The organism is Actinoplanes sp. OR16, assembly GCF_004001265.1.
Lineage (GTDB): Bacteria > Actinomycetota > Actinomycetes > Mycobacteriales > Micromonosporaceae > Actinoplanes.
In genome coordinates, this window is sequence record NZ_AP019371.1 from 1,291,378 (window position 1) to 1,315,763 (window position 24,386).

Sequence of the window (24,386 nt, forward strand, 5' to 3'; positions counted from 1 at the left end):
TCAGGGGACGCGGTCTATGAGACGGCCGCTCCAAGATTCGCGCGGCGGCTGCGATACGACAGCCACGGCGCGGATCTTGGAGCGGCCCTGGAGGTCAGGCGGCCGAAGAGGTCTTGACCAGGGTTCGGATCTGGCGGAGCAGTACGGACAAAGCAGCCAGATCAGCGGGTGAGTCGTCGACGTTGCCCATGGCGTTGGAGGCCCGGGCGATCGAGGCGGCGTTCACCTGTTCCCACTCGGAGACGCGGTCCTCCGGTGCGGACGCCGACGGCGTGGACTGCAGGACTTCGGCGGTGAGGGCGGCCAGAGCGGCATACAGGTCGTACCGAAGGGCCATCCGCGCCAAGGTCTGCCATCTGTCGTTGCGGGGCAGCCGGGAGATGTGCGACAGCAGGGTGTCGACGCCGAAGCGTTCGGAGAGCACGAAGTAGACCGATGCCACCTCCGAGCTGTCCCGGCCCACCGATGCGGCCGTCTCCAGGATGTCGAGCAGGCCGAAGCCGTAGAACACCCGGCTGACCGCACCGGCGAGTTCTTCCGGCACCTCCTTGCCGGTGAGGGTGGCGACCCTCTGGGAGAGGTTCCGCCGTTCCGCGCCGACGAGGACCTCGGGGAGGCGGGGCAGGAGTTCGGCGACGCCGGGCCGGAGCATGGCGATCTCGGCGGCTACATCGATCGGCGAGCGGCGGGTGCTGACCAGCCAGCGGACGGCACGGTCGAGGAGCCGCCGCGTCTCCAGCAGGACGGCGGTCTGCGCGGCCGTCGGCACCTGGTTGTCCAGGGCCTCGGCGGCCGCCCAGATCTCCTTGAGGCCGTAGACCTCGCGGATCACGACGTACGCCCGGATGACGTCGGCAGCGGACGCGCCGCTCTCCTCCATCGCCCGGTAGACGAAGGAGGTGCCGCCGCGGTTGACCACCTCGTTCACCAGGGCCGTCGAGATGATCTCCCGGCGGAGGCGGTGGCCGGCCATCCGGCCGGCGAAGCGTTCGCGCAGCGGGGTCGGGAAGTAGCGGTGCAGCACGCCGGTGGTCCAGGCCTCGTCGACCAGCTCGTCGGCGAGGACCTCGCGTTCCAGACTGATCTTGACGTACGCCAGGAGCACCGCGAACTCCGGAGCGGTGAGCCCTTCACCGGCCTCGTAGCGACCGGCCAGCTCCTTGTCCGTCGGCAGCGCCTCCAGATCGCGGTTCAGGATGCCCCGCTCCTCCAGCGACTTCAGCATCCGCCGGTGGACCGGGAGCAGCGAGTGGGCCTGCGCGCGGGCGTTGCCGAGCGCCATGGCCTGCTCGTAGTTGTCCCGCAGCACCAGCGCGCCGACCTCGTCGGTCATCGCGGCGAGCAGCTCGTCGCGCTCCGGGATGGTCATCTCGCCGTCGACGACGGCGCCGCCGAGCAGGATCTTGATGTTGACCTCGTGGTCGGAGCAGTCGACGCCGGCCGAGTTGTCGATGAAGTCGGTGAAGACCCGGCCGCCGGCGCGGGCGAACTCGATGCGCCCCCGCTGGGTGAGGCCGAGGTTGCCGCCTTCGCCGACCACCTTGACCCGCAGGTCCGAGCCGTTGATCCGGATCGCGTCGTTGCCCTTGTCGCCGACGTCGGCGTGCGACTCGGAGGCGGCTTTCACGTAGGTGCCGATGCCGCCGTTGAAGTACAGGTCGACCGGCGCCGAGAGGATCGCCCGCATCAGATCGGCCGGGCTGACCGCCGTCGCTTCGCCGAGGCCGAGCACTTCGCGGACCTGCGGAGTGATCGGGATCTTCTTGGCGCTACGCGGGAAGACCCCGCCACCTTCACTGATGAGCTTGCTGTCGTAGTCGGCCCATGAGGAACGGGGCAGGTCGAAGAGCCGGCGGCGTTCCTCGTACGAGATCGCGGGGTCGGGGTCCGGATCCAGGAAGATGTGCCGGTGGTCGAAGGCCGCGACCAGCTTGATGTGCTGCGACAGCAGCATCCCGTTGCCGAACACGTCGCCGGACATGTCACCGACGCCGACCACCGTGAAGTCCTGGGTCTGCGTGTCGATGCCCAGGTCACGGAAGTGCTTCTTGACCGACTCCCACGCGCCGCGGGCGGTGATGCCCATCTTCTTGTGGTCGTAGCCGGCCGAGCCGCCGCTCGCGAACGCGTCACCCAGCCAGAAGTCCTTGCCGACCGAGATCTCGTTGGCGATGTCGCTGAACGTCGCGGTGCCCTTGTCCGCGGCGACCACGAGGTAGGGGTCGTCGCCGTCGTGCCGCACCACGTCCTGCGGCGGCACGATCTTGCCGCTCAGGATGTTGTCGGTGACGTCGAGGAGCGCGGTGATGAAGCCCTTGTAGCACTCCACCGCCTCGTCCCGATCGCCCGGTTTCTGCTTGAGGACGAAGCCGCCCTTCGCACCCACCGGGACGATCACCGAGTTCTTGACCATCTGGGCTTTCACCAGACCCAGGACTTCGGTACGGAAATCCTCACGCCGGTCGGACCATCGCAACCCGCCACGAGCGACCGCGCCGAACCGCAGGTGCACGCCCTCGAACCGCGGCGAGTAGACGAAGATCTCGTACTTCGGGCGGGGCTGCGGCAGGTCCGGGATGGCCTGCGGATCCAGCTTGAACGCCACGTACGACTTCGGCCGGCCCTCGGTGCCCCGCTGGAAGAAGCTGGTCCGCAGGGTCGCCTCGATCAGGGTCAGGTAGGACCGCAGGATCCGGTCCTGGTCCAGGCTGTCCACCTGGTCGAGCAGGGCGGTGATCCGGTCGCGCAGCGCGCCGGCCCGCCGGGAGCGCTCGGCCTCGCCGATCTCCAGCGCCGGCGAGAACCGGGTCTCGAAGAGGCGCACGAGCAGGCCGGCGATCTCCGGGTACTGGGTGAACGTGGTCTCGACGTACCGCTGGGAGAAGACCGTGCCGGTCTGGCGCAGGTACTTCGCGTACGCCCGGAGCACCACGACCTGACGCCAGGTGAGGCCGGCCCGCAGCACCAGCTCGTTGAAGCCGTCCACCTCGGCCTCACCCCGCCAGGCCGCCGCGAAGGCGTTCTCCACCTGCGGGCGGACCTCGGCCAGCTCACGGTGACCGGCCGGTGGGAGCAGGCCGAAGTCGTACAGGTAGATCACGCCGTCGTCGCGGCGGATCTCGTAGGGCCGCTCGTCGGTGACCCGGACGCCGAGCGAGTGCAGCACCGGGAGGACCGCGGAGAGCATCATCGGCTCGCCGTACCGGTAGACCTTGAACCGCACGTCGCGCTCGTCCGGCTCGGGCACGCCGTCAGCACCGAGCCGCCGCCGCCGGAACAGGTGCATGGCCAGCTGGCCGGGCTCCTCGAGCAGCTCCAGCTTGGCGAGATCCTGCATTCCCTCGTACGGCGTATGCCCGTTCTTGTAACTCTCCGGGTAAGCCGACGAGTACCTGTTGAAGAGGGTCTTCGCCTGCTCGTCGCCGAGTTTGCGCTCCAGCACCAGGGAGAAGTCGTCGTCCCACATCCGGGTGGCGTCGGCGAGCAGCTCGGCCAGCTCGTTGGGATCGACCGGGCCGGGCGGGTCGGCCGGGTCGGTCCGGACGATGAAGTGGACCCGTGCCAGCATCCGCTCGGTGACCCGCGTGGTGTAGTCGACGCCGACGCCGTTCAGCTCGCGGAGCAGGATCTCCTGCATGCGCAGCCGGTTGCCGGTCGTGAAACGGTCCCGGGGCAGGTAGATCAGGCACGAGATGAAACGGCCGTAGCCGTCGCGGCGTAGGAACAGGCGCAGCTGCCGTCGTCCGGCCATGCGCAGGACGCCGATGACCGCCTCGTACAGATCATCGGTCTTGATCTGGAAGAGCTCGTCCCTCGGGTAGGTCTCCAGGATCTGCAGCAGGTCCTTGCCGGAGTGCCCGCGCGGGGAGAGGCCGGAGCGCTCCATCACCTCCATCACCTTGCGCTTGACCACCGGCAGTTCGCGCACGCTGGTCCGGTAGGCCGAGGAGGAGAAGAGGCCGAGGAAGCGGCGCTCGCCGACGACGTTGCCGGCGGCGTCGAACATCTTCACGCCGATGTAGTCCAGGTAGGCCGACCGGTGCACGGTGGCCCGGGAGTTCGCCTTGGTGATCACCAGGAGGCGTTTCTCCAGGACCCGCTCGTACGCCTCGGGCGCCATCGTGGCGAGCTTCCGCGGCCGGCTGGCCCCGCGCATGATGCCGAGACCGGTACCCGGAACCGCGGTGAGGACGCCCTCGTCCAGGTGGTACTCGCGGTAACCCAGGAACGTGAAGTGATCATTGGCGAGCCACTTGAGCAGCTCGATCGTGTCGGTGACGTCCTTGTCCGGCACCGGCGGGGCGCTCGCGGAATGGTGGGCCGCGGCCAGTTCCTCGGAGATGACCAGCGCGCGCTGCTTCATCCGGGGCCAGTCCTCGACCGCGTCACGGACGTCGGTGAGGACGCGCCGGACCTCATTGATCAGCTGCTCGCGGTCGGCGGGCCGGCGTACCGGGTCGATCTCGATCCGGATCCAGCTCTCCACCAGATCGCCGTCGATCGCATCGTCCGGCTCGACCTCCGGCTCCACCTGCGCGAGCGCGCCCAGCGGCTCGCGGCGCACCACGATGAGCGGGTGCACCAGCAGGTAGATCTGCAGGTTGTGTGCGGTGAGCAGCGCCATCACGGAGTCCACCAGGAACGGCATGTCGTCGGTGACGACCCGCAGCACGGTGTGACCCTGTGATCCGGTCGGCTCGGTGATGGCCAGCTTCACCTCGCCCGGGAGCCGGTTGCGGGCCAGATCACGGTGCTCGATCGTGGCCGTGTACATCTCGCCGGGCGTGTACCCGACCAGCTCCTCGTCCGGCGCGAATCGCCAGAAACGGTCGACAAGCGATGCGGTGGTGGTGTCCTCGCCCGCTTTCTGAACCGCCTGCGCGACAAGCCTCTCGGCGTTCGGCATCGGCTCGTCGAGCTCTCCCGAGTCGGTGGACGCACCCAACCGCCCGGTGAGGGCGAGTCCGGGCTGCGGCACCGAAGGATCGGGCACAGTCTGATCAGAAACGGACGCTGCCTCGTCGGCGACAGCCATGGCTCCGGCGCTCCCCTCACCCACGGCACTGTGGGTTCGAACGTGTCGAGGACAGCCTAGAACGACCACCCCGGCACCCCCTCACACCCCGGGTGTGCCAGCGAACGATGTGCGCTTTTGCGCCGTATCCACCAGTGCGGGCCACCATGACGGGCGTTGGCCTACTACGGTTCGATCAGCTACCCAGCGAAAGGAACGTCATGCGTCGCACCACTGCCGGATTGGCCGCGCTCCTCGTACTGACCGCGGGCGGGTTGACCGGCTGCTCCGCCGATCCGCCGGAGGACACCGTCACGGAGTTCCTCAGCGGCTGGCAGAGCGGCGACCTCAACGACGTGGGATTCGTCACGGCGAGCGGTGGCGCCATCGCCGCGCCCGAAGTGCTCACCGGGATCCGCGAGCTCTACGGCGACCTCACCGGGCAGCCGCTCGCGCTCACCGCCGGCAAGACCACCACGAACGGGGACAACGCCACCACGCCGATCACGGTGAAGTGGACGCTGCCCGGCGGTGTCGACTGGTCGTACGAGAGCACCGTCCGCTCCAGCAAGGCCGGCCGGGACGGCTGGGCCGTGGTCTGGGAGCCCGCCGTGGTCCAGCCCGACCTGGCCGCCGGCGACAAGCTGCGGCTGCGCCGGGTCGCCTCGGAACGCGCCGCCATCCAGGACGCCGACGGGAAAGACCTGGTCGGCCCGCAGAAGGTGGTGGTGATCGGGGTCAGCCCCGAGAAGATCACTTCCTTCGCCGAACTGCGGGCCGGTCTGACGGCGGCGTTCAAGAAGGTCGACGTCGACGTGGACTTCAAGAAGCTCGAGGACACCGTCGGCAAATCCGACCCGGGCGCCTTCATCGACGTGGTCACCCTGCGCCGCGCCGACTACGACAAGATCCGCTCCCAGGTCCGGCCGCTGCCCGGCACCGTCTTCCGCGAGGAGACCCGGCAGCTCGCCCCGACCCGCGCCTTCGCCCGCGCCCTGCTCGGCACCGTCGACCCCGCCACCAAGGAGGACATCGACGCCCGCCCGGAGACCCTCGCCGTCGGTGATCAGGCCGGGCACGGCGGTCTCCAGCAGAAATACGACGACAAGCTGCGCGGCAAGCCCGGCCTCTCCGTGGTGATCGCCAAGGAGGCCGCCGACGGCGAGACCGAGGAGAGCGAGGTCTTCCAGTCCGAGCCGGTCGACGGCACCCCGGTGAAGGTGACCATCGACACCGCCACCCAGAAAGCCGCCGACACCGCCCTCGCCACGGAGAAGCAGCCGAGTTCGATGGTGGCGATCCGGGTCAGCGACGGCGCGGTGCTGGCCGTCGCGAACGGCCCCGACGCCGGCGGGGTGAACACCGCCCTGACCGGCCAGGTCCCGCCCGGTTCGACTTTCAAGATGATTTCCGCGTACGGCGTACTGGCCCGCGACGTGGTCACCGCCGACTCCGTCGTGGACTGCCCGAAGACCCTCACGGTGGACGGGCGCGAGTTCAAGAACTCGCACGACGAAGCCCTGGGCAAGGTGCCCTTCCACGTGGACTTCGCGAAGTCCTGCAACACCGCGTTCGCGAGCCTCGCCCCGAAGCTGACCTCGGCCGGCCTGCAGGAGGCGTCATCGGCGCTCGGCCTCGGCGGCACCTGGGACCTCGGCATCGAAGCCTCGTCCGGCCAGGTCTCCGACGGCGGCACCGCGACCGAACTCGCCGCTGCGATCTTCGGCCAGGGCAGCACCGTCGTCAGCCCGCTCGCCATGGCGGCGGCCACCGCGGCGGTCGCGAAGGGACAGTTCCAGCCGCCGAAGCTGGTCCTCGACCCGGCCCCGGCCGCACCCGGCCAGGCCGGCCCGCAACTCGACGAGGACGCCCTCACCGGCCTGCGCGCGATGATGCGCGAAGTGGTCACGAGCGGCACCGGAACGGCGCTGAAGAGCGTCCCCGGCAAGCCCGTGCACGGCAAGACCGGAACAGCCGAGTTCGAGAACGGCTCCGACGAGACCCACTCCTGGTTCATCGGCTACCAGGGCGACATCGCCTTCGCCGCCATGGTCCAGAAGGGCGGCGCCGGTTCCGAGGCCGCCGTCCCGATCGCCAAGCGCTTCCTGACCGAACTGAACAAGTAACCGCTCGTACGGCCGGTGCGCTCCCCGCACCGGCCACCCCACCACCTTCAGCCCGTTCCCGGGCCGGTTCCAGCCGTTCCCGGGCCGGTTCCAGGCGGCGCCGGGCCGGTTCCAGGCGGCGCCGGGCCGGTTCTAGGCGGCGCCGGGTCCTGGGAAGTCGGGGTCGCCGGGGAAGGCGGGCCGTGGGGCATACAGAGCCCCGGCAGCCGGCGGATCCAGCGGCGGCCGAGGACGCAGCATCCCCGGACGAGTAGCGGGCAACGGCTCGGAATCAAGCAACGGCGCCGACCCCAGAGGCCGCGACATCAGCCGGACATCAGGCCGTTCGGGCTCAGGCACAGCGGCAACCTGATACCCGTTCTGCCCATCCTCAGCCGAAGCCTCGTCCCCACCGCCGTGATGCTCAGGTTCGTCCTGGTCACCGGGCTCACCGGAGTCCTCCGGCAAACCTTCGCCCACGGGCCGGTCCGGTCCTTGCTCCTCGCCCGCCGCACCATCGCCGCTCTCTGCTTCGGCGCCTTCCGCCCGCTCTCCTTCGGCGCCTTCCGCCCGCTCTCTTTCGGCGTCTTCCGCCCGTTCTACTTCGGCGCCTTCCGCCCATTCCTCACCCGACAAATCCGAAATTTCGGAGATGCCGCCATCGGAATCTTCATCAGAGGAAGGCCGGTGAGAGTCGGCCGACCGATCGACATCGGACTCGATATGAGCCTCGGAATCGAACTCGACCTCAGGACTGAACTCAACCTCGGGATCGAGCTCGGACCCAGACTCGGGCCCAGTCCCAGTCCCAGCCTCGAACTCGGACTCAGGACCAACCTCGGGACCGGGCACGGACTCGAGACCAACCGCGGACTCGAGACCGACCTCGGACTTGGCACCGACCTCGGACTCGGGCCCAGGCTCGGACCCAAGCTCGGACACGGACTCGGGCCCAAGCACGGACTCGGTCACGGACTGGGGACCAACCTCGGGACCGGGCACGGACTCGGGATCAGCCTCGAGCCCGGACTCGGGATCGGACCTGAGGGCGCCGCTCGGCTGAGAGTCGGCTGAAAGGCCGGGCTCAGACTCGAAATCCCCGTCTTCAAAGTGATCGATATCGGTCACTGGCGAAAGGCCCACCGCCGAAGCCACGACCGGATCCCGCACTACGGCGTCGTCCCCCGCCAGATCTTGGATCGCAGAGGCCTGAGGCTCGGGCGCGGCAGGGAAGGCAGGGGCAGGGACATCAGGGGCCGGAGCAGCAGGGGCCGGAGCAGCAGGAGCAGCAGGAGCGGCAGGAGCCGGAGCCAGCAGCGAGGCCAGCGGCGAAGCAAGGTCGCGGCGGGCGGCGACCAGGTCCGGACGCGGGGTGGTGGTCTTGACCGGGGCCAGACCGGCCACCACGGCGGACGTTATCTCCGCCGCATACCGGCCGTCCGGGTCGTAGTCCGGGTCGAAGACGGTTATCTCGACGCCCAGGCAGTGCGGGGACTCGACCAGGCCGGCCAGGAGGAGTTCCAGTTCGGGGAAGGCGATGCCACCCGGGTCGGGGGCGTCGACGGCCGGCATCACGGCCGGGTCGAGGACGTCGACGTCGATGTGGACCCAGTACCCCGCACAGTCGACGAGCTGGTCGCGGGCCCACTGCGCGCTGCGGGCGGCGCCCTCGGCGCGCAGGGCCGGCACCGGGCGGGTCACTATCCCGGCGGCCTGCAGGTCGAGGCGGTATTCGTCCTGTGCCCTTATTCCGAGGACCACCACGTCGACGTCGCGGAAGTACGGCCGGCGGCGCTCGATGGCCGCCAGGTCGGCCTGTCCACGGCCGGTCACCAGGGCCAGGTCCTCACCGGCGGCGGCGCCCACGTACGAGGCGTTGCCGGGGTGCCGGAAGTCGGAGTGCCCGTCCACGAAGACGAGACCGATCCGGCCGCCGACCGCCTCGCCGAGACGGTGCATGGCCACACCGGATCCGATCAGGATGGAGCAGTCGCCGCCGAGGATCACCGGGAACTCGCCGCCGTCGATGATGACGCCGATCCGGTCGGCGAGCGCCTTCGAGTACGCCGCGATCTCGGCGGCGTGGGCGACACCGTCACCGGGACGCCAGTCGCCCGGGTCGTACCGCGGCGGGGTGAGACAGCCGGCGTCACGGGCGCCGAGCCGGCTCACCAGGCCGTGGTCGCGGAGGGCGCCGGGCGCCTTGGCACAGCCCGGCACCGACGTAGCGGTCGGCGGGCGCAGGCCGAGATTGGACGGCGCGTCCAGAACGGCGATGCGGCGCACGACGCCCTCCCCTCCCCTGAGTAGAACGCGGCCTAGAAGAGGGCGCTCGCGAGCGCCCGGCGAGCGCCGGCGACTGCCGGATCGTCCGGACCGGCCACGCTGAAGAGCGAGAGCAGGTGCTTGCGCACGGCGTCACGCTCGTCCCCGGTGGTGCGCTTGACCAGGCGGACCAGTCGCGCGTAAGCCTCCGGGGCCTGGCCGCTGAGCACCTCGATGTCGGCGGCGAGACGCTGGGACTCGACGTCGTCCGGGTTCGCCTCGGCCTTCGCCAGCACGGCCGCCGGGTCGGCGCCCTGGATGCGGCGGTAGAGCTCGACCTGGGCCAGGCCGGCTTCGGCGGCGGCGTCGGCCGGCGACTCGGCGAGGATCTTCTTGTATGCCGCCTCGGCCGCGTCCAGGTCGCCGACCATCAGGGCGTCGTCGGCCGCGTCGATCCGCGGGTCGGCCGGCGTCTCCACGCTCACGCCCGCCGCCTTGAGGACGGCGTCGATGTACTGCCGGATCTGGACCTCGGAGAGGACACCGGTGAAGCCCTCGACCGGCTGGCCGCCGATCACCGCGGTCACCATCGGGATGCCCTGGACCCGGAAGACCTGAGCGAGTCGCGGGTTCGAGTCCACATCGACCTTGCCGAGGATCCAGGCGCCGTCGTACTCCCCGGCGAGCCGCTCCAGCACCGGCGAGAGCTGCTTGCAGGGCTCGCACCAGTCGGCCCAGAAGTCCAGCAGGATCGGCGTCTGCAGCGACCGCTCCAGGACGGACTGGAAGTTGGCCTCGGTCACCTCGATGATGGTCTCCGGCGAGACGCCGGGAACCGAACCGGGAAGGCCACCGGGTGCGCCCGGCGAGGGCGTATCCGACGTGGGCGCGGGAGTGCTCGGCGCGGCCGGCCTGGCCGGCGCCGAGGGGCGCAGCGCGCTGAGATCGACCGCGCCGCGGGTGAAGATCGACGGAGTGGTCCGTGGGTCGCTCATGGTTATTTAGTCTCGCACGCAGTCGCGCCTGTTCGCGCCGCCACCAGGCCGCCGATATCGGACGTCACAGGCATGTCAGAACCGGGCGGGTTCCCGGTAGATCCCCCACTCGTCCTTCAGCACGCCGCAGATCTCCCCGAGCGTCGCCTCGGCGCGCGCCGCGTCGAGCATGGCGGGGATCATGTTCTCCCCGGTCCGGGCGACTGCGACCAGCTTCTCAAGGGCGGCTTTCACCCGTACGGAATCCCGATTGATCTTGCGAGATCCCAGCTCGCGCCGCTGCACCACCTCGACCTCGTGGGAGACGCGGAGGATCTCCAGGTCCTTGGCGACCGTCGTGGTGTGGGCGTTGACACCCACCACCTTCTTGTCGCCCTTCTCCAGGGCCTGCTGGTGGACGAAGGCCGCCTCGGCGATGTTCGCGGTGAACCAGCCGTCCTCGATGCCGCGCAGGATGCCCTGGGTGACGCTGCCGTCGTGACCGAGCTCGCGGATCCGGGCGAAGATCTCCTCGGCCTCGGCCTCGATGCGGTCGGTGAGTGCCTCCACGTACCACGATCCACCGAGCGGGTCGGCCACATTGACCACCCCGGTCTCCTCCATCAGCACCTGCTGGGTCCGCAGGGCGATCTCGGCGGACTCGTCGGTGGGCAGGGCGAGGGTCTCGTCGAGCGCGTTGGTGTGCAGCGAGTTGGTGCCGCCGAGCACCGCGGCGAGCGCCTCGACGGCGGTCCGGACCACGTTGTTCACCGGCTGCTGCGCGGTGAGCGACACACCGGCGGTCTGCGTGTGGAACTTGAGCCAGAGCGCCTTCTCGCTGGTCGCGCCGTAGTCGTCGCGCAGGTGCCGGGCCCAGATCCGGCGGGCGGCCCGGAACTTGGCGATCTCCTCGAAGAAGTCGACGTGCGCGTCGAAGAAGAAACTCAGGCCCGGGGCGAACGTGTTCACGTCGAGGCCGCGGGACAGGCCGAGCTCGACGTAGCCGAACCCGTCGGCCAGGGTGTACGCCAGCTCCTGCGCGGCCGTCGACCCGGCCTCCCGGATGTGGTAGCCGGAGACGCTGAGCGGCTTGTACTTCGGGATCTCCCGGGCGCAGAACTCCATCAGGTCGCCGATCAGGCGCAGGTGCGGCTCGGGTTCGAAGAGCCACTCCTTCTGCGCGATGTACTCCTTGAAGATGTCGGTCTGCAGCGTCCCGTCGAGCTTGCTGAGATCGGCGCCCTGCCGCTCGGCGGCCACCAGGTACATGCAGAAGACCGGCACCGCCGGACCGGAGATGGTCATGCTCGTGGTGACGTCCTGCAGCGGGATGCCGTCGAAGAGCACGTCCATGTCGGCGGCCGAGTCGATCGCGACGCCGCAGTGGCCGACCTCGCCGAGCGACTGCGGCTCGTCCGAGTCGCGGCCCATCAGCGTGGGCATGTCGAACGCGACGCTCAGCCCGCCGCCACCGGCGGCCAGGATCATCTTGTAGCGCTCGTTGGTCTGGCGCGCGTTGCCGAACCCCGCGAACTGGCGGATGGTCCAGGTGCGTCCGCGATATCCGGTGGGATAGAGGCCTCTGGTGTACGGGAACTCGCCCGGCCATCCGATGCGCTCGAAGCCCGGATAGGCGGCTCCCGCGGGCGGACCGTAGACGGGATCGACCGTGGAGCCGGAGAGCGTGGTGAAGTCGGCCTCCCGCTTGCGGGAAGCGTCATAACGTCGTTGCCAGCGCTCCCGGCCGGCGGCGATCTCGGCAGCGTTCATGCCGCCATCGTAGTGCAGAACTGAACGATCATTAAGCCCTCGATTCACACCCGGTGGTCGAAGATCCACGCCTGCGGGTCGCCCTTGCGGGTCAGCATCTTCGCCACCAGAGGGAACATCGCGTCCCGGATCGCCGCGCCGACCGGGCCGGCCGTCTTCCCGCCGCCGTTACGGCGGCCGTACGCCACCACCTTCTCGACCCGCGGCCGGCGCAGCTCCTCGTAGCGCCCGAGCCCGCCCCCGGCGCCGCCGTCCAGGCACCGGCCCAGCGTCACCGCGTCCTCGATCGCCATCGACGCGCCCTGCCCCGCCGAGGGTGACACCGCGTGCGCGGCGTCGCCGATCAGCACGGTCCGCTCCGACCGCCAGACCGGCACCCGGCGCAGGTCCTCGGTGTTCCACGGCCCCAGCATCTCGTCACTCGCCCGGATGATCGCGGCGGCCGGCAGGTCGTCGTCGGCGAAGAGGCCGATCAGATGGTCGCGCCAGGCCTGCGGGGTGAACTCGCCGGAACGGACCGGCGCGCGGCGCGGCACGTTCGCGAACCACCAGGTCAGGCCGTCCGGGGCGGTCACCCAGCCGAAGAACGCCCGGCGGCCGAACGCCATCTGCACCAGACCGGGCGGGCCCGCGTCGAACGGGCCGCCGGTGAACCCACCGGCGTTGAGCAGGCCGAGGTACGCCGGCTCGGCCCCCTGCGGATTCAGCGCCGCCCGGATCCGCGACCGCAGGCCGTCAGCGCCGACGAGCAGATCACCGGCGGCCTCGCCACCGCCCTCGAAGCGCACGGTGACGCCACCGGGCCGCTCGCCGAACGCCACGACCCGCCGCCCGTGCTCGATCGGGATTCCGAGGTCGGTCACCGCGCTGCGCAGTGCCGCGTACAGATCCGCCCTCCGGATCGTCGTGGTGACCGTTCCCGCGGCGTCCGGCCCGCCGAGGGGCAGCACCGCGAGCCGACGCCCGCGCCCGTTGCTCATCGCGAGAGTCGGCGTGGGGAACCCGGCGGCGAGCACCCGCCCGGGATCCAGCCCGAGGTCGCGCAGGGCGGCCACCCCGTTGACGGCCACGGTCAGGAACGCGCCCCGCTCGTCGGCGTCCTCCCGGCGCGCCTCGAAGACGCGCGGCTCCCATCCGGCTCGGTGCAGGGCGATGGCGGCGACGGATCCGGCGATGCCCCCGCCGGCGATCAATGCTGTAGTCATACAATGACTATTGATGCCATGACTAAGACACGTCAAGGCCTATCCTGTGCCGCATGAAGAGGTCCCCCCTCGCGATGGTTCTGCTGGCGCTGCTCGTCGAGGCGCCCACGCACCCGTACCGGATGCAGCAGATGATCAAAGAGCGCGGGCAGGACCAGCTGGTCAACGTCGCCCAGCGGAACAGCGTCTACCAGGCTCTCGACCGGCTGGTCCGGGAAGGCCTGGTCCGGCCCGGCGGCACCAGCCGGGAGGCGGGACGGCCGGAGCGCACCGTCTACGAGGTGACCGACGAGGGCGCGGCGACCCTGCGGCGGTGGCTGCTGGAGACCCTGCCGGAGCCGGCTCGCGAGTTCCCCGAGTTCCCGGTCTCGCTGGCGCTCCTGGCGCTGCTCACCCCGGAGGAGACACGGGAGTTGCTGCGGCGCCGGCTGGCCACGCTGGAGGACCGGGCGGCGGGCGTCGAGGCGCAGGCGCCGCCCGGGCTGCCCCGCCTCTTCCTGATCGAGGACGAGTACCGCGTCGTCATGCTGCGCGCGGAGATCGAGTGGTTGCGCCGTGTGGTGGCCGATCTGGAGACCGGCCGCCTCACCTGGGACCTCGCGCTGATCGAGGAGACCCTGACGCGCTTCGGCTAGGAGATGCTCTCCAAGAGAAGATCAGCTGCTCGGTACGGATCCAGCTCACCGGCGGCGACCTTCGCGGCGAGCTCACCCAGCGCCGTGCCGTGACTGAGATCACCCATCCGTGCCCGGAGCACGCCGAGCGCCAGCGCCGACACCTCGGCCGCCGCTCGTCGCTCCCGCCGGGCCTGCAGGTTGCCGCTGGTCTCCAGCCAGTCGCGGTGCTTGCCGATCGCGGCCACCACGTCGTCGAGCCCCTCACCCTTGACCGCGACCGCCCGGGTCACCTGCGGACGCCAGTCGCCGGGGTCGCGCTCGCCGAGCGCGAGCATCCCCTGGATGTCGCGGTAGGTGGCGTCGGCGCCGGGCCGGTCCGCCTTGTTGATCACGAAGACGTCGGCGATCTCCAGGACGCCGGCCTTCACCGCCTGGATCGCGTCGCCCATGCCCGGGGCGAGCAGCACCAGCGTGGTGTCGGCGAGCGAGGCGATCTCCACCTCGGCCTGGCCGACGCCGACCGTCTCGACCAGCACGACGTCGCAGCCGGCGCCCTCCAGGACCCGGACCGCCTGGGGCGTGGCCGCGGAGAGGCCGCCGAGCTGGCCACGGCTCGACATCGACCGGATGTAGACGCCGCGGTCGGCACTGTGGTCCTGCATCCGGATCCGGTCGCCGAGGATCGCGCCGCCGGTGAACGGGCTGGACGGGTCGACGGCGAGCACGCCGACCCGGGCGCCGGTCTCGCGCAGGGCACGGACCAGCTCGTTCGTGGTGGTGGACTTGCCCACGCCGGGCGCGCCGGTGAGGCCGACGACCTGGGCACGGCCGGCGTACGGCGCCATCGCGGCGGCGACCTCGGGCAGCGCCGGGTCGCCGTTCTCCACCAGGCTGATCAGCCGGGCGACGGACCGCGGGTCGCCCTCCCTCGCCTTGGCGACGAGAGAGGGCACATCGCGGGAGCGGGTCACGCCGCCGAGACCTCGGCCGCGGGCGCCTCGGTCACCGGCGAGCCGGCCGGCACCTTGATGATCAGCGCGTCGCCCTGGCCGCCACCGCCGCAGAGGCCGGCCGCGCCCAGACCGCCGCCGCGCCGCTTCAGCTCCAGGGCCAGGGTCAGGGCCAGCCGGGCGCCGGACATGCCGATCGGGTGGCCGAGTGCGATCGCGCCGCCGTTCACGTTGACGATCTCGTCGCTGACCTTGAGCTCGCGCGCCGACTGGATGACCACCTGGGCGAACGCCTCGTTGATCTCGATGAGGTCGAGGTCGTCCACCGCGAGGCCGGCCTTGTCGAGGGCGTGCCGGATCGCGTTCGCCGGCTGCGACTGCAGCGAGCTGTCCGGCCCGGCCACGTTGCCGTGCGCCACGATCTCGGCGATCCACGTGAGACCGAGCTCCTCGGCCTTCTCCTTGCGCATCACCACGACGGCGGCGGCGCCGTCCGAGATCGGCGAGGAGGAGGCCGCCGTGATGGTGCCGTCGGCGGTGAAGGCCGGGCGCAGCTTGGCCAGCGACTCGGCGGTGGTGTCCGGGCGCACGCCCTCGTCGGTGTCGACCGGTGCGGGGTTGCCGCGGCCGCCGGCCGGGACCGGGGCGATCTCCTCGGCGAACCGGCCGGAGGTCTGCGCGGCGGCGGCCCGCTGGTGGCTGGCGGCCGCGAACGCGTCCTGCTCGGCCCGGGTGATCCCGAGCTTCGTGCCGCTGGTCTCGGTCGCCTCGCCCATCGAGATGCCGGCCCACGGGTCGGTGAGCCCGTCGAACGCCATGTGGTCGCGGGCCGTCACGTCACCGAACTTACGCCCGGCCCGCTGGTCGGTGAGCAGGTGCGGCGCGTTCGTCATCGACTCCATGCCGCCGGCCACCACGACGTCGAACTCGCCGGCCCGGATCAGCTGGTCGGCCAGGGCGATCGCGTCGAGGCCGGAGAGGCAGACCTTGTTGACGGTGATCGCCGGGACGGTCATCGGGATGCCCGCGGCGACGGCGGCCTGCCGGGCCGGGATCTGCCCGGCGCCGGCCTGCAGGACCTGACCCATGATCACGTATTGCACCTGGTCGGGGGCGACGCCGGCGCGCTCCAGGGCGGCGGCGATGGCGTGGCCGCCCAGGGCGGTGGCGGAGAGGTGCTTGAGATTGCCGAGCAGGCGCCCCATCGGGGTCCGGGCGCCACTGACGATGACGGAGCTGGTCACGGTCACGATCCCAATCTGCGACGAGGCTGGCCTTAACGATGAGTCAGGCCCGAGACTATCCGCATGACGGACGTCTCATCGAGCAACACCCGGCCCGAGAATGTCACAGCCGCCTTCGCCGAAGGCCTCGAGTTGCTGCGCATCGACCACGTGGGGATCGCGGTCCCCGACCTGGACGCGGCCATCGAGTTCTACGAGCGGAATCTCGGCCTCCGGTGCGTGCACGAGGAGACCAACGAGGAGCAGGGCGTCCGCGAGGCGATGCTGAGCGTGGGCGACGGCAGCGGGCCCCGGATCCAGTTGCTGGCGCCGCTGCGGCCAGACTCGGCGATCGCGAAGTTCCTCGACCGCAGCGGCCCCGGGCTGCAGCAACTGGCCTACACGGTGGCCGACGTGGAGGCGGCGGCGGCCGCGCTGCGGACCAAGGGGCTTCGCCTCCTGTACGACACGCCACGCCGGGGCACGGCCGGTTCGCGAATCAACTTCGTCCATCCCAAGGACGCCGGCGGGGTGCTGGTCGAGCTGGTCGAGCCGGCTTGAGAGGTAGCCCGGTCGGGTGATTCGACCTGACTGGTGACGGGCGGACTGGCAGGATCGGGGCCATTGAGCAGGGCCGACGACGTACGAGGACGAAGCCGGATCATCCGGAGCGCCGACTCAGCAGGTGGCGACGGGAGGACAGCTGACCATCCGGTGAGCCCGGTGACATGTCCGTTCGGCCCGGGACCCGACTACGCTCCTGGTCAAAGCTGATCTACGATGCGGTTCGGATGCCCGTCCGCTCTTGCATGTCCGCCCCCTTCTCGCCAGGATGGCGCAATGCCCCAGCAGCAGGATCAGAACCTGGCCTTCTTCGAGACCGCTAACTCGCAGCACGACTTCACCGTGGTTCTGCGGGGTTACGACCGTCACCAGGTCGACGGACACATCGGCCGGTTGCTCGCCGCGCTGAACCAGTCCGAGCAGGCTCGCGGTGAGGCCGAGCAGCGGATGAACGACGCCCAGCGTCGTCTGCGCCAGGCTGAGCAGCGCCTCAACGCGCTGGAGCAGAAGCTCGCCGACTCGAACAAGCTGCTGGAGGAGAACAACCGGCCGACGCTCTCCGGTCTGGGCACCCGGGTCGAGCAGATCCTCCGTCTCGCCGAGGAGCAGGCGAACGACCACCGCAACGAGGCCAAGCGGGAGTCCGAGGGCATCCTCTCCGCCGCCCGGCTGGAAGCGCGGGAGATCACCGACAAGGCGCGCGCCGAGGCCGCCGCCATGAAGGCCACCGCCGAGCGCGAGGCCGGCCAGTTGCGGACGCACGCCGAGCGTGAGGCCGCGGAGACCCGGGTGCAGGCCCGGCGCGAGGCCGACACCCTGCGCTCCGACGCGGACCGCGAGACCAAGCAGCTGCGCACGGTCACCGCGCACGAGGTCGCCGAGCTGAAGTCGACGGTGGAGCGCGAGGTCGCCTCGCACCGCGCCACCGCCGAGCGCGAGATCACCCAGGCCCGGGCCAAGGCGGCCCGCGAGGCCGAGGAGAAGCGCGCCGAGGCCACCAAGCTGCTCACCGACGCCCGTGACAAGCGCGACAAGGACCTGCAGGCCCTGGCTCTGGAGATCGCCGAGCGCCGGGAGAAGGCCGAGCGTGAGGAGTCCGAGCGGCACGCCGCCCAGGTCGCCGCCACCCAGAAGATGGTGTCCGAGGCCGAGGAGCGGGCCCGCGCCGCCGAGGACCGCGCCAAGGAGATCGAGCAGCGCGCCGAGACCCGCCGGGTCGAGTCGGAGCGCAGCGCCGCCGAGGCCGTCGAGAAGGCCCGCGCGCTCGCCGAGAAGACCGTCACCGAGTCGCGCACCGAGGCGAACCGGCTGCTCAGCGACGCCCGTACGGAGGCCGAGCTGACCACCCAGGCCGCCCGCCGCGAGGTGGAGGACCTGACCCGGCAGAAGGACGCCGTCACCAACCAGCTAGGCCAGATGCTGTCCGGCCTCTCCGGGCTCGTTCCCGGCGTCGGCGGTGGCGCCGCCGCGGTGAAGGCGGTGGCCGAGGCCGTCGCGCCGAAGGCAGCCGAGGCGCCGGCTCAGCGCGCTCCCGAGCAGCCCGCCGCGGAGCAGCAGGTCGAGGACGCCGAGCAGGCCGAAGCGGCCGAGACCGGTGACGAGCCGGTCGCTGCCAAGACCAACTCCTGAGATAGAGATATTCGACGCGTCGCCGCCGGGTTGCGGAGCCGCCGTGAGTACGCGACGGTGATTCCGCCGGGCGGTCGCGGTTCTTCGGGCCGTATCGGAGTTTCTCCGATACGGCCTCGCTCGTTTTCGCCGCGTAGCCTTGGGTTCTGGCAAGCCGGGGTCAGACAAATCGGTAACTACCCGCATAGTCCCTGCCAGCCCGGTGTGTATGCACACGCCCTGGGACGATGCGTATGTGAGGATGGACAGCATGTCGCACGGCGGTGAAATCTTCGGTCTCAGCGGGGACTCGGCCACCGAGCCCAGCTTCGAGACCGCTCTCCGGGGCTACGAGAAGAAACAAGTCGAGCGATACGTGGCCCGCGCCGAGAACGAGATCGCCGCGCTGGCCGCCGAGCGGGAGCAGGCCTATTCGCAGCTCCAGGCCATGAGCTCGCAGATCGAGCGGCTGCAGCAGGAGATAACCCAGGTTCGCCGGCAGTCCGGCGCCGTCGGCGAGGTCTCCTTCCGGCACCTCGGCCCACGGGTCGAGCAGATCCTCGCGCTGGCCGAGGAGCAGGCCGAGGCGATCAAGGCGTCCGCCACCGACGACATCGCGAGCCGGCTCGCCGAGGCGGAGCGGATCCGTGCCGAGGCCGAGGCGCACGCCCACGACGGCATCCGGGACTTCGAGATCGCCCTGGCCGCACGCCGGGCCGAGGAGGAGAAGGCGGACGCCGCGAAGCGGGCCGCCACCGAGAAGCACGTGGCCACCGCCCGGCAGAACGCCGAGCAGACGCTGAAGGAGGCGGAGACCGTGCTGACCCGGTCCCGCGCCGAGGCGCAGGCGCTCACCGACAAGGCCGTGCAGGAGGCGCAGCGCACCAAGGCCGAAGTGGACGGTTACGTGCAGTCCACCCGGGTGCAGGCGGAGCAGGAGCTCAAGGCCCTCCGGGAGAAGGCGCAGCAGGAGATCGCCGCGAAGCGGGCGGCCGCCGAGCGGGAGCACTCCGAGCTCAAGGCCTCGGTCGACCAGGAGCTGGCGCTGCGCCGGCACTCGGTCCTCGAGGAGCTCAACCAGATGCGCACCGGGGTCGAGAAGCAGTGCGCCGACCTGCGCAGCGAGGCCGATCGGTACGCCGAAGAGGTCCTCCGCCGGTCGGACGAGCAGGCCACCGCGGTTCGCAAGGAGATCGCCGCTCAGCAGGAGAAGATCGCCCAGGCCGGCCGTGATCTGGAGGCCGCGCTCGCCAAGATCGCCGAGGCGGAGATCCGCCGGGCCACCGCCGAGCAGCAGGCCCAGGACTCGGAGACCGAGGCCGAGCGGGTCGAGCAGCGCCTCGCCGAGACCCAGCAGAATCTGGAGGCGGAACTCAAGCGGGTGGCCGAGGCCGAGCGCGCGGGCGAGGCCGCCGAGCGGCGCGCCGCCGAGGTTCGCCGCCAGGTGCAGAAAGAGGCGAAACGGGTGGCCGAGCTCGCGGCGGCGGCGGTGCTCGCGGCCGCTGCCTCTCCGGAGGACCAGGAGGCGTACGCCGAAGCCGAGCCGCAGACGGCCGCTCCGCAGACGCAGGCCGCTCCGGCCACCGCCACCGCCGCGGTCCCGGCCGCCCCGGCCACCGCGGAGACCACCCAGCAGGTGCAGCCGGCGAAGGTCACCGCCTCGGCGAAGGTCACCGTCCCGCAGGCGAGCCGGGTCCCGGCCGACGCCGAATAAGCGATCGTCGACACGCCGTCCCCACCCGGCTAGCGGGGACGGCGTGGCAGCGATAACTTCCGAGGATGTCCGCTGCTGCCGAAGAAGAGCCGAAGACCGCCGACGAACCGGCCGACGAGGAGCACGCGGACGACGAGGGCCGCTACGGTGAGCCGGGCAGGCCGCTCAACCGGCGCAGTCCGTTCCTCTTCGGATTCCTGTTCGGGCTCGGCGTCCTCCTGGCGTACGCGCTGTTCCTCGGGGTCCGCAACGCCGCCTCGATCCTGGTCCTGATCTTCATCGCGCTGTTCCTGGCGATCGGCCTGAACCCGGCCGTCGACCGGCTGCGCCGCTGGGGCATGCGCCGCGGGTTCGCCGTCGCGATCGTGGCGCTGAGCGTCGTCGGCCTGCTGGTCGGCGGGCTGATCGCGCTGATACCGCCGCTGGTCACCCAGACCACCGAGCTGATCAACAACGCGCCCGAGGTGATCGAGAGCCTGCAGCGCTCCGAGACGGTGAACGACCTGGTGCAGCGCTACGACATCGCCACCAAGGTGCAGAGCGCGATAAACGCGGGAACCGTCGGCAACGCGGTGGGCGGCGTGGTCGGCGGCGCCCGGCTGCTCTTCGGGACGGTCTTCAACATCCTGACCGTGCTGGTGCTGACGATCTACTTCATGGCCGCCTTCGAGCGGATCAAGGAGGCCGGCTACTCGCTGGTCCCGGGCTCGCGCCGGGAGCGGGTGCGGCTGCTCAGCGACGAGATCCTCACGAAGGTCGGGGCGTACATGGTGGGCGCGCTCGCGATCGCCATCCTGGCCGGGGTGAGCACCTTCGCGCTGGCCCTGGCCCTCGGGCTGGCGTTCCCGTTCGCCCTCGCCGTCGTGGTGGCGGTCTGCGACCTGATCCCGCAGATCGGCGCGACGCTCGGCGCCGTGGTGGTGAGCCTGGTCGGCCTCGCCTCGTCGGTCTCCGACGGCATCGTCTGCATCATCTTCTTCATCGTCTACCAGCAGATCGAGAACTACCTGATCTATCCGAACGTGATGCGTCGCTCGGTCAAGGTCAGCGACGTCGCCGCCCTGGTCGCGGCGCTGGTCGGCGTGGGACTCTTCGGCGTGATCGGCGCCCTGGTCGCGATCCCGATGGTGGCCGCCATTCAGCTGATCATGCGAGAGGTCCTGGTCCCCTCCCAGCAGGATCGCTGATTGACTCTCCTCAGTAGATTCCCGGCATGACCCTCAGGATCGCCGTGCTCCTGGCCGTGATCGGGACGACGCTCGCGGCGTGCGGCAGCGAACCGGCCGACGCGGTCGTCGGCGCGCCCGGCGCCGCTGCCGTCACCGCCGAGGCCGTGCGGGCGCTGGAGGCCGACCCGGCGTTCGGGCGAGAGACCACCCGGGAGGCCGGCTGGTCACCGCTCTGCGTGGGCAGGCCGATGGGGCTGTCACCGGACGCCGATCACCGCACCGTCTATGCCTGGATCCACTGCAAATGGGTGCCCGCCGAGGGGACCGGGACCGATCTGCCCGCGCTCGCCTCGCCCGTCGCGATCCACCTGACCTCGCCGTTGCGGTACGAGCTGCCGGCCGACGGCGAGGATTACCCGGAGTCGGTCCGGGAGATCTTCCCGCCGAACCTCCGGGAGACCGCCGGCGGCGGCAGCCCGGAGGAGAGCGCGATGCTGGCCGAGCTGGACGCCAGGGTCGCTCAGCAGGCGCGTTAAAGACCCTCGGGGACGGGCTTGTCGGCGAAGGCGGCGACCGTGCGGTCCGCGTAGGCGTTCATGTCGCCGGTCTCCATCGGCCCGTCCCAGGTACGCGGCAGCGGCGTGGCGGCGTCCGGGGCGACCCGGCGGACGATCTCGTCGAGGATCTTCTCGGCGTCGCCGACCCAGAGGTGCTTGCCGCCCTCGACCGGGACGACCTCGCACTGCGGGATCGCGGCGAACCGTTCCTTCGCCTCGGCCGGGCGCAGGTAGTCGTCGAACTCCGGGATGATCGCGGTCACCGGCTTGCCGTCGGTGGCCCAGGCCTCCAGGTGCTCGGGCTTCGAGAAGCGCAGCGGCGGGGAGAGCAGGATCGCGCCGTTCACCGCCGGGTCCAGGCCGTACATCAGGGTCAGGTCGGTGCCGAACGACCAGCCCACCAGCCAGATGTTCGGCAGGTCGGCGAACTCGGCGAACTCGATGGCGGCGGCGACGTCGTACTTCTCGTCGACGGCCGACGAGAACTCGCCTCCGCTCGTACCCCGGACCGAGGTCGTCCCCCGGGTGTTGAAGCGCAGCACCGCGATCCCCGCCAGCGCGGGAAGCCGCCAGGCGGCCTTGCGGTAGATGTGGCTGTCCATCATGCCGCCGTGGGTGGGCAGCGGGTGCAGGCAGACGAGGGTGGCCACCGGCTCCCGGTCGAGCGGGCGGGCCAGCTCACCGACGAGGGTGACGCCGTCAGCGGTGTGCAGCTCGATCTCCTCGCGGTTCGCCGGGAGGATCGAGTTGGCCCTGATCTGGTTGCTCACTGATCAACCATAACGAGGAGCGTTGCGCGACCGCTCCACACCGGGGGCACGCCTGTCCCGCGCCCGCCAGCAACCGGTGTGCCAGTGCCGCCGGTCGGACTCGTCGCCGTAGCCGTCGGCCGGCCACGCCACGATGTGTGCGACGCCCGGCCGGATGTCCTGCATGCAGCCCGGGCACCGGTAGACCTTGACCGCGGCCTGCCCGAAGATGTTGCGCACCATCCACTCGCCGTCCTGCCACTGCTGAACGCGGTCCTCGGTGATGCCGGGACGGTCGGCGCTGCGCTCGTCGGCTTCGGAGCGGCGGGGGCGATTGCGGCGGGGGCTCACAACGTCAAGAGTACGTAGTGACTCGCTGGTAACAATCACCCTAGACTCCGTACATGACGGCGACTCACGTTCCCGGCCTGCCCGTGATCGAGGACGGCTGGTTGATCTCCACGAACCCGGCCACCGGCGACGAGGCCGGGCGCGTCCCGGTCGCCGACGAGAAGGCCGTCACGGCCGCCGTCGAACGCGCCAAGGCCGCCTCCACCTGGTGGCAGAGCCTCGGATTCGAGGGCCGCAAGGTGCGGCTGCTGCGCTGGCGCTCCCTGCTGGTCGAGCGCATCGAGGAACTGGCCGAGCTGACCCACCGGGAGGCCGGCAAGCCGGTCACCGACGGGATCATCGAGGTCACCGCGGCCGTCGAGCACCTGGACTGGGCCGCCAAGAACGCGAAGCGGGTGCTCGGACCCCGCAGGATGCGCACCCGGCTGCTGCTCGCCGAGCACACCGGCCACCTGGAGTACCAGCCGTTCGGCGTGGTCGGCGTGATCGGCCCGTGGAACTACCCGATCGTCACGCCGGTCGGCCCGATCAGCGGCGCGCTCGCGGCCGGCAACACCGTCGTCTTCAAGCCCAGCGAGTACACGCCGGTCGTCGGCCAGTGGCTCGCCGACACGTTCGCCGAGGTGGTTCCCGAGCACCCGGTGCTACAGGCCGTGCACGGTCTCGGCGACGTCGGCGGGGCGCTCTGCCGCTCCGGGGTCGGTAAGGTCTCCTTCACCGGTTCCACCGCCACCGGCAAGAAGGTGATGGCCGCCTGCGCGGAGAACCTGGTGCCGGTGGTCATCGAGGCCGGCGGCAAGGACGCGCTGATCGTCGACGCCGACGCCGATGTCAGCGCCGCCGCCGAGGCCGCCGTCTGGGGCGCCATGACCAACGCCGGGCAGACCTGCATCGGCATCGAGCGGGTGTACGCGGTCGCGCCCGTCTACGACCGGTTCGTCGAGGCCGTCGTGGAGAAGGCCGGCAAGCTGCGGACCGGCCAGGAGATCGGCCCGATCACCATGCCGAAGCAGCTCGACATCATCCGCGACCACATCGAGGACGCGCTCGCCAAGGGCGGCCGGGCGGTGCTCGGCGGCGCCGACGCGGTGCAGGCGCCCTATGTGGCGCCGACGGTCCTGGTCGACGTCCCGGAGGACTCGGCGGAGATCCGGGAGGAGACGTTCGGCCCGACGCTCACGATCACCAAGGTGCGTGATGCCGAGGAGGCCGTCGAGAAGGCCAACGACACGGCGTACGGGCTGGGTGGCTCGGTCTTCGGCAAGAAGAACGCCATCCGCATCGCCCGCCGCCTGCGCTCCGGCATGGTGGCCGTCAACGGCACGCTCACCTTCGTCGGCATGGGCAACCTGCCGTTCGGCGGCGTCGGCGAGTCGGGCTTCGGGCGGATCCACGGCGAGGACGGTCTGCGTGAGTTCGCCCGTCCGAAAGCGATCACGGTCCGGCGGGCCCGGTCGCTGCTGCCGGCGATGACGTTCGAGCGGACCCCGGCCCAGGTTCAGCAGATCGTGAAGGCACTGCGCCTCCTCTACGGCCGCAAACCCTGAGGCC

16 protein-coding genes and 1 pseudogene are annotated in these 24,386 nt (G+C 70.8%); 8 read left to right on the forward strand and 9 right to left on the reverse strand.

Annotated elements, in window-relative coordinates:
• Positions 1 to 94: 94 nt before the first annotated feature.
• The gene (locus EP757_RS05890) at positions 95 to 5,035 is read right to left on the reverse strand and encodes an NAD-glutamate dehydrogenase (protein ID WP_127543184.1); all 4,941 of its coding nucleotides are present in this window, start codon (positions 5,033 to 5,035) and stop codon (positions 95 to 97) included.
• Positions 5,036 to 5,235: 200 nt separating this feature from the next.
• Between EP757_RS05890 and EP757_RS05895 the strand changes: the two genes are divergently transcribed.
• Positions 5,236 to 7,140 carry a penicillin-binding transpeptidase domain-containing protein gene (locus EP757_RS05895; protein WP_127543185.1) on the forward strand — a complete coding sequence of 635 codons (1,905 nt, stop codon included), beginning with the start codon at positions 5,236 to 5,238 and terminating at the stop codon, positions 7,138 to 7,140.
• Between the two features lie 1,158 nt (positions 7,141 to 8,298).
• On the opposite strand, the pseudogene EP757_RS44750 reads toward EP757_RS05895, so the two are convergent.
• The 4 genes and pseudogenes from EP757_RS44750 to EP757_RS05915 form a co-directional block, all read right to left on the reverse strand.
• Positions 8,299 to 9,405: pseudogene (locus tag EP757_RS44750) on the reverse strand (arginase family protein); the annotation flags it as partial.
• 32 nt (positions 9,406 to 9,437) lie between these two features.
• Positions 9,438 to 10,379, reverse strand: coding sequence for a tetratricopeptide repeat protein (locus tag EP757_RS05905; RefSeq protein WP_127543187.1), 942 nt, complete (start codon positions 10,377 to 10,379; stop codon positions 9,438 to 9,440).
• 75 nt (positions 10,380 to 10,454) lie between these two features.
• The gene (locus EP757_RS05910; protein ID WP_127543188.1) at positions 10,455 to 12,128 is read right to left on the reverse strand and encodes a methylmalonyl-CoA mutase; all 1,674 of its coding nucleotides are present in this window, start codon (positions 12,126 to 12,128) and stop codon (positions 10,455 to 10,457) included.
• Positions 12,129 to 12,172: 44 nt separating this feature from the next.
• The gene (locus tag EP757_RS05915) at positions 12,173 to 13,333 is read right to left on the reverse strand and encodes an NAD(P)/FAD-dependent oxidoreductase (RefSeq protein WP_127543189.1); all 1,161 of its coding nucleotides are present in this window, start codon (positions 13,331 to 13,333) and stop codon (positions 12,173 to 12,175) included.
• Between the two features lie 53 nt (positions 13,334 to 13,386).
• Here EP757_RS05915 and EP757_RS05920 point away from each other — a divergent pair, with 53 nt between their 5' ends.
• Positions 13,387 to 13,968 carry a PadR family transcriptional regulator gene (locus tag EP757_RS05920; protein WP_127543190.1) on the forward strand — a complete coding sequence of 194 codons (582 nt, stop codon included), beginning with the start codon at positions 13,387 to 13,389 and terminating at the stop codon, positions 13,966 to 13,968.
• Here the strand turns inward: EP757_RS05920 and meaB are convergent.
• Together meaB and EP757_RS05930 are read right to left on the reverse strand one after the other, a co-directional pair.
• Positions 13,965 to 14,921 carry a methylmalonyl Co-A mutase-associated GTPase MeaB gene (gene meaB, locus EP757_RS05925; RefSeq protein WP_127543191.1) on the reverse strand — a complete coding sequence of 319 codons (957 nt, stop codon included), beginning with the start codon at positions 14,919 to 14,921 and terminating at the stop codon, positions 13,965 to 13,967. The genes EP757_RS05920 and meaB overlap by 4 nt on opposite strands.
• Positions 14,918 to 16,144 carry an acetyl-CoA C-acetyltransferase gene (locus EP757_RS05930; RefSeq protein ID WP_127543192.1) on the reverse strand — a complete coding sequence of 409 codons (1,227 nt, stop codon included), beginning with the start codon at positions 16,142 to 16,144 and terminating at the stop codon, positions 14,918 to 14,920. Before EP757_RS05930 ends, meaB begins: the two co-directional genes overlap by 4 nt.
• A 63-nt stretch (positions 16,145 to 16,207) precedes the next feature.
• Here EP757_RS05930 and mce point away from each other — a divergent pair, with 63 nt between their 5' ends.
• From mce to EP757_RS05955, 5 genes are all read left to right on the forward strand, one after another.
• Positions 16,208 to 16,684 carry a methylmalonyl-CoA epimerase gene (gene mce / locus EP757_RS05935; protein ID WP_127543193.1) on the forward strand — a complete coding sequence of 159 codons (477 nt, stop codon included), beginning with the start codon at positions 16,208 to 16,210 and terminating at the stop codon, positions 16,682 to 16,684.
• Positions 16,685 to 16,963: 279 nt separating this feature from the next.
• Positions 16,964 to 18,316 carry a cell division protein DivIVA gene (locus tag EP757_RS05940; RefSeq protein ID WP_127543194.1) on the forward strand — a complete coding sequence of 451 codons (1,353 nt, stop codon included), beginning with the start codon at positions 16,964 to 16,966 and terminating at the stop codon, positions 18,314 to 18,316.
• A 250-nt stretch (positions 18,317 to 18,566) separates the two neighbouring features.
• The gene (locus tag EP757_RS05945) at positions 18,567 to 20,009 is read left to right on the forward strand and encodes a Laminin subunit beta-1 (protein WP_174262343.1); all 1,443 of its coding nucleotides are present in this window, start codon (positions 18,567 to 18,569) and stop codon (positions 20,007 to 20,009) included.
• 65 nt (positions 20,010 to 20,074) lie between these two features.
• The gene (locus tag EP757_RS05950; protein WP_127543195.1) at positions 20,075 to 21,196 is read left to right on the forward strand and encodes an AI-2E family transporter; all 1,122 of its coding nucleotides are present in this window, start codon (positions 20,075 to 20,077) and stop codon (positions 21,194 to 21,196) included.
• Between the two features lie 26 nt (positions 21,197 to 21,222).
• Positions 21,223 to 21,714 carry a hypothetical protein gene (locus EP757_RS05955; RefSeq protein ID WP_127543196.1) on the forward strand — a complete coding sequence of 164 codons (492 nt, stop codon included), beginning with the start codon at positions 21,223 to 21,225 and terminating at the stop codon, positions 21,712 to 21,714.
• Here EP757_RS05955 and EP757_RS05960 read toward each other — a convergent pair.
• Positions 21,711 to 22,505: an alpha/beta hydrolase gene (locus EP757_RS05960; protein ID WP_127543197.1), complete on the reverse strand. Its 795-nt coding sequence runs from the start codon at positions 22,503 to 22,505 to the stop codon at positions 21,711 to 21,713. The genes EP757_RS05955 and EP757_RS05960 overlap by 4 nt on opposite strands.
• Before the next feature lie 3 nt (positions 22,506 to 22,508).
• Positions 22,509 to 22,835 (reverse strand): hypothetical protein, encoded by a 327-nt coding sequence (locus EP757_RS05965; RefSeq protein WP_127543198.1) that lies wholly within the window; start codon positions 22,833 to 22,835, stop codon positions 22,509 to 22,511.
• Positions 22,836 to 22,888: 53 nt separating this feature from the next.
• Between EP757_RS05965 and EP757_RS05970 the strand changes: the two genes are divergently transcribed.
• A complete protein-coding gene (locus EP757_RS05970) occupies positions 22,889 to 24,382 on the forward strand; it encodes an aldehyde dehydrogenase family protein (protein WP_127543199.1) in 1,494 nt (497 codons plus the stop codon).
• Positions 24,383 to 24,386: the final 4 nt, after the last annotated feature.

Excerpts from the sequence above, each read along its gene's own strand:
- EP757_RS05890 (WP_127543184.1), bottom strand. The coding sequence starts at position 5,035 with ATGGCTGTCGCCGACGAGGCAGCGTCCGTTTCTGATCAGACTGTGCCC.
- EP757_RS05895 (WP_127543185.1), top strand. The coding sequence starts at position 5,236 with ATGCGTCGCACCACTGCCGGATTGGCCGCGCTCCTCGTACTGACCGCG.
- EP757_RS05905 (WP_127543187.1), bottom strand. The coding sequence starts at position 10,379 with ATGAGCGACCCACGGACCACTCCGTCGATCTTCACCCGCGGCGCGGTC.
- EP757_RS05910 (WP_127543188.1), bottom strand. The coding sequence starts at position 12,128 with ATGAACGCTGCCGAGATCGCCGCCGGCCGGGAGCGCTGGCAACGACGT.
- EP757_RS05915 (WP_127543189.1), bottom strand. The coding sequence starts at position 13,333 with ATGACTACAGCATTGATCGCCGGCGGGGGCATCGCCGGATCCGTCGCC.
- EP757_RS05920 (WP_127543190.1), top strand. The coding sequence starts at position 13,387 with ATGAAGAGGTCCCCCCTCGCGATGGTTCTGCTGGCGCTGCTCGTCGAG.
- mce (WP_127543193.1), top strand. The coding sequence starts at position 16,208 with ATGACGGACGTCTCATCGAGCAACACCCGGCCCGAGAATGTCACAGCC.
- EP757_RS05940 (WP_127543194.1), top strand. The coding sequence starts at position 16,964 with ATGCCCCAGCAGCAGGATCAGAACCTGGCCTTCTTCGAGACCGCTAAC.
- EP757_RS05945 (WP_174262343.1), top strand. The coding sequence starts at position 18,567 with ATGTCGCACGGCGGTGAAATCTTCGGTCTCAGCGGGGACTCGGCCACC.
- EP757_RS05950 (WP_127543195.1), top strand. The coding sequence starts at position 20,075 with ATGTCCGCTGCTGCCGAAGAAGAGCCGAAGACCGCCGACGAACCGGCC.
- EP757_RS05955 (WP_127543196.1), top strand. The coding sequence starts at position 21,223 with ATGACCCTCAGGATCGCCGTGCTCCTGGCCGTGATCGGGACGACGCTC.
- EP757_RS05970 (WP_127543199.1), top strand. The coding sequence starts at position 22,889 with ATGACGGCGACTCACGTTCCCGGCCTGCCCGTGATCGAGGACGGCTGG.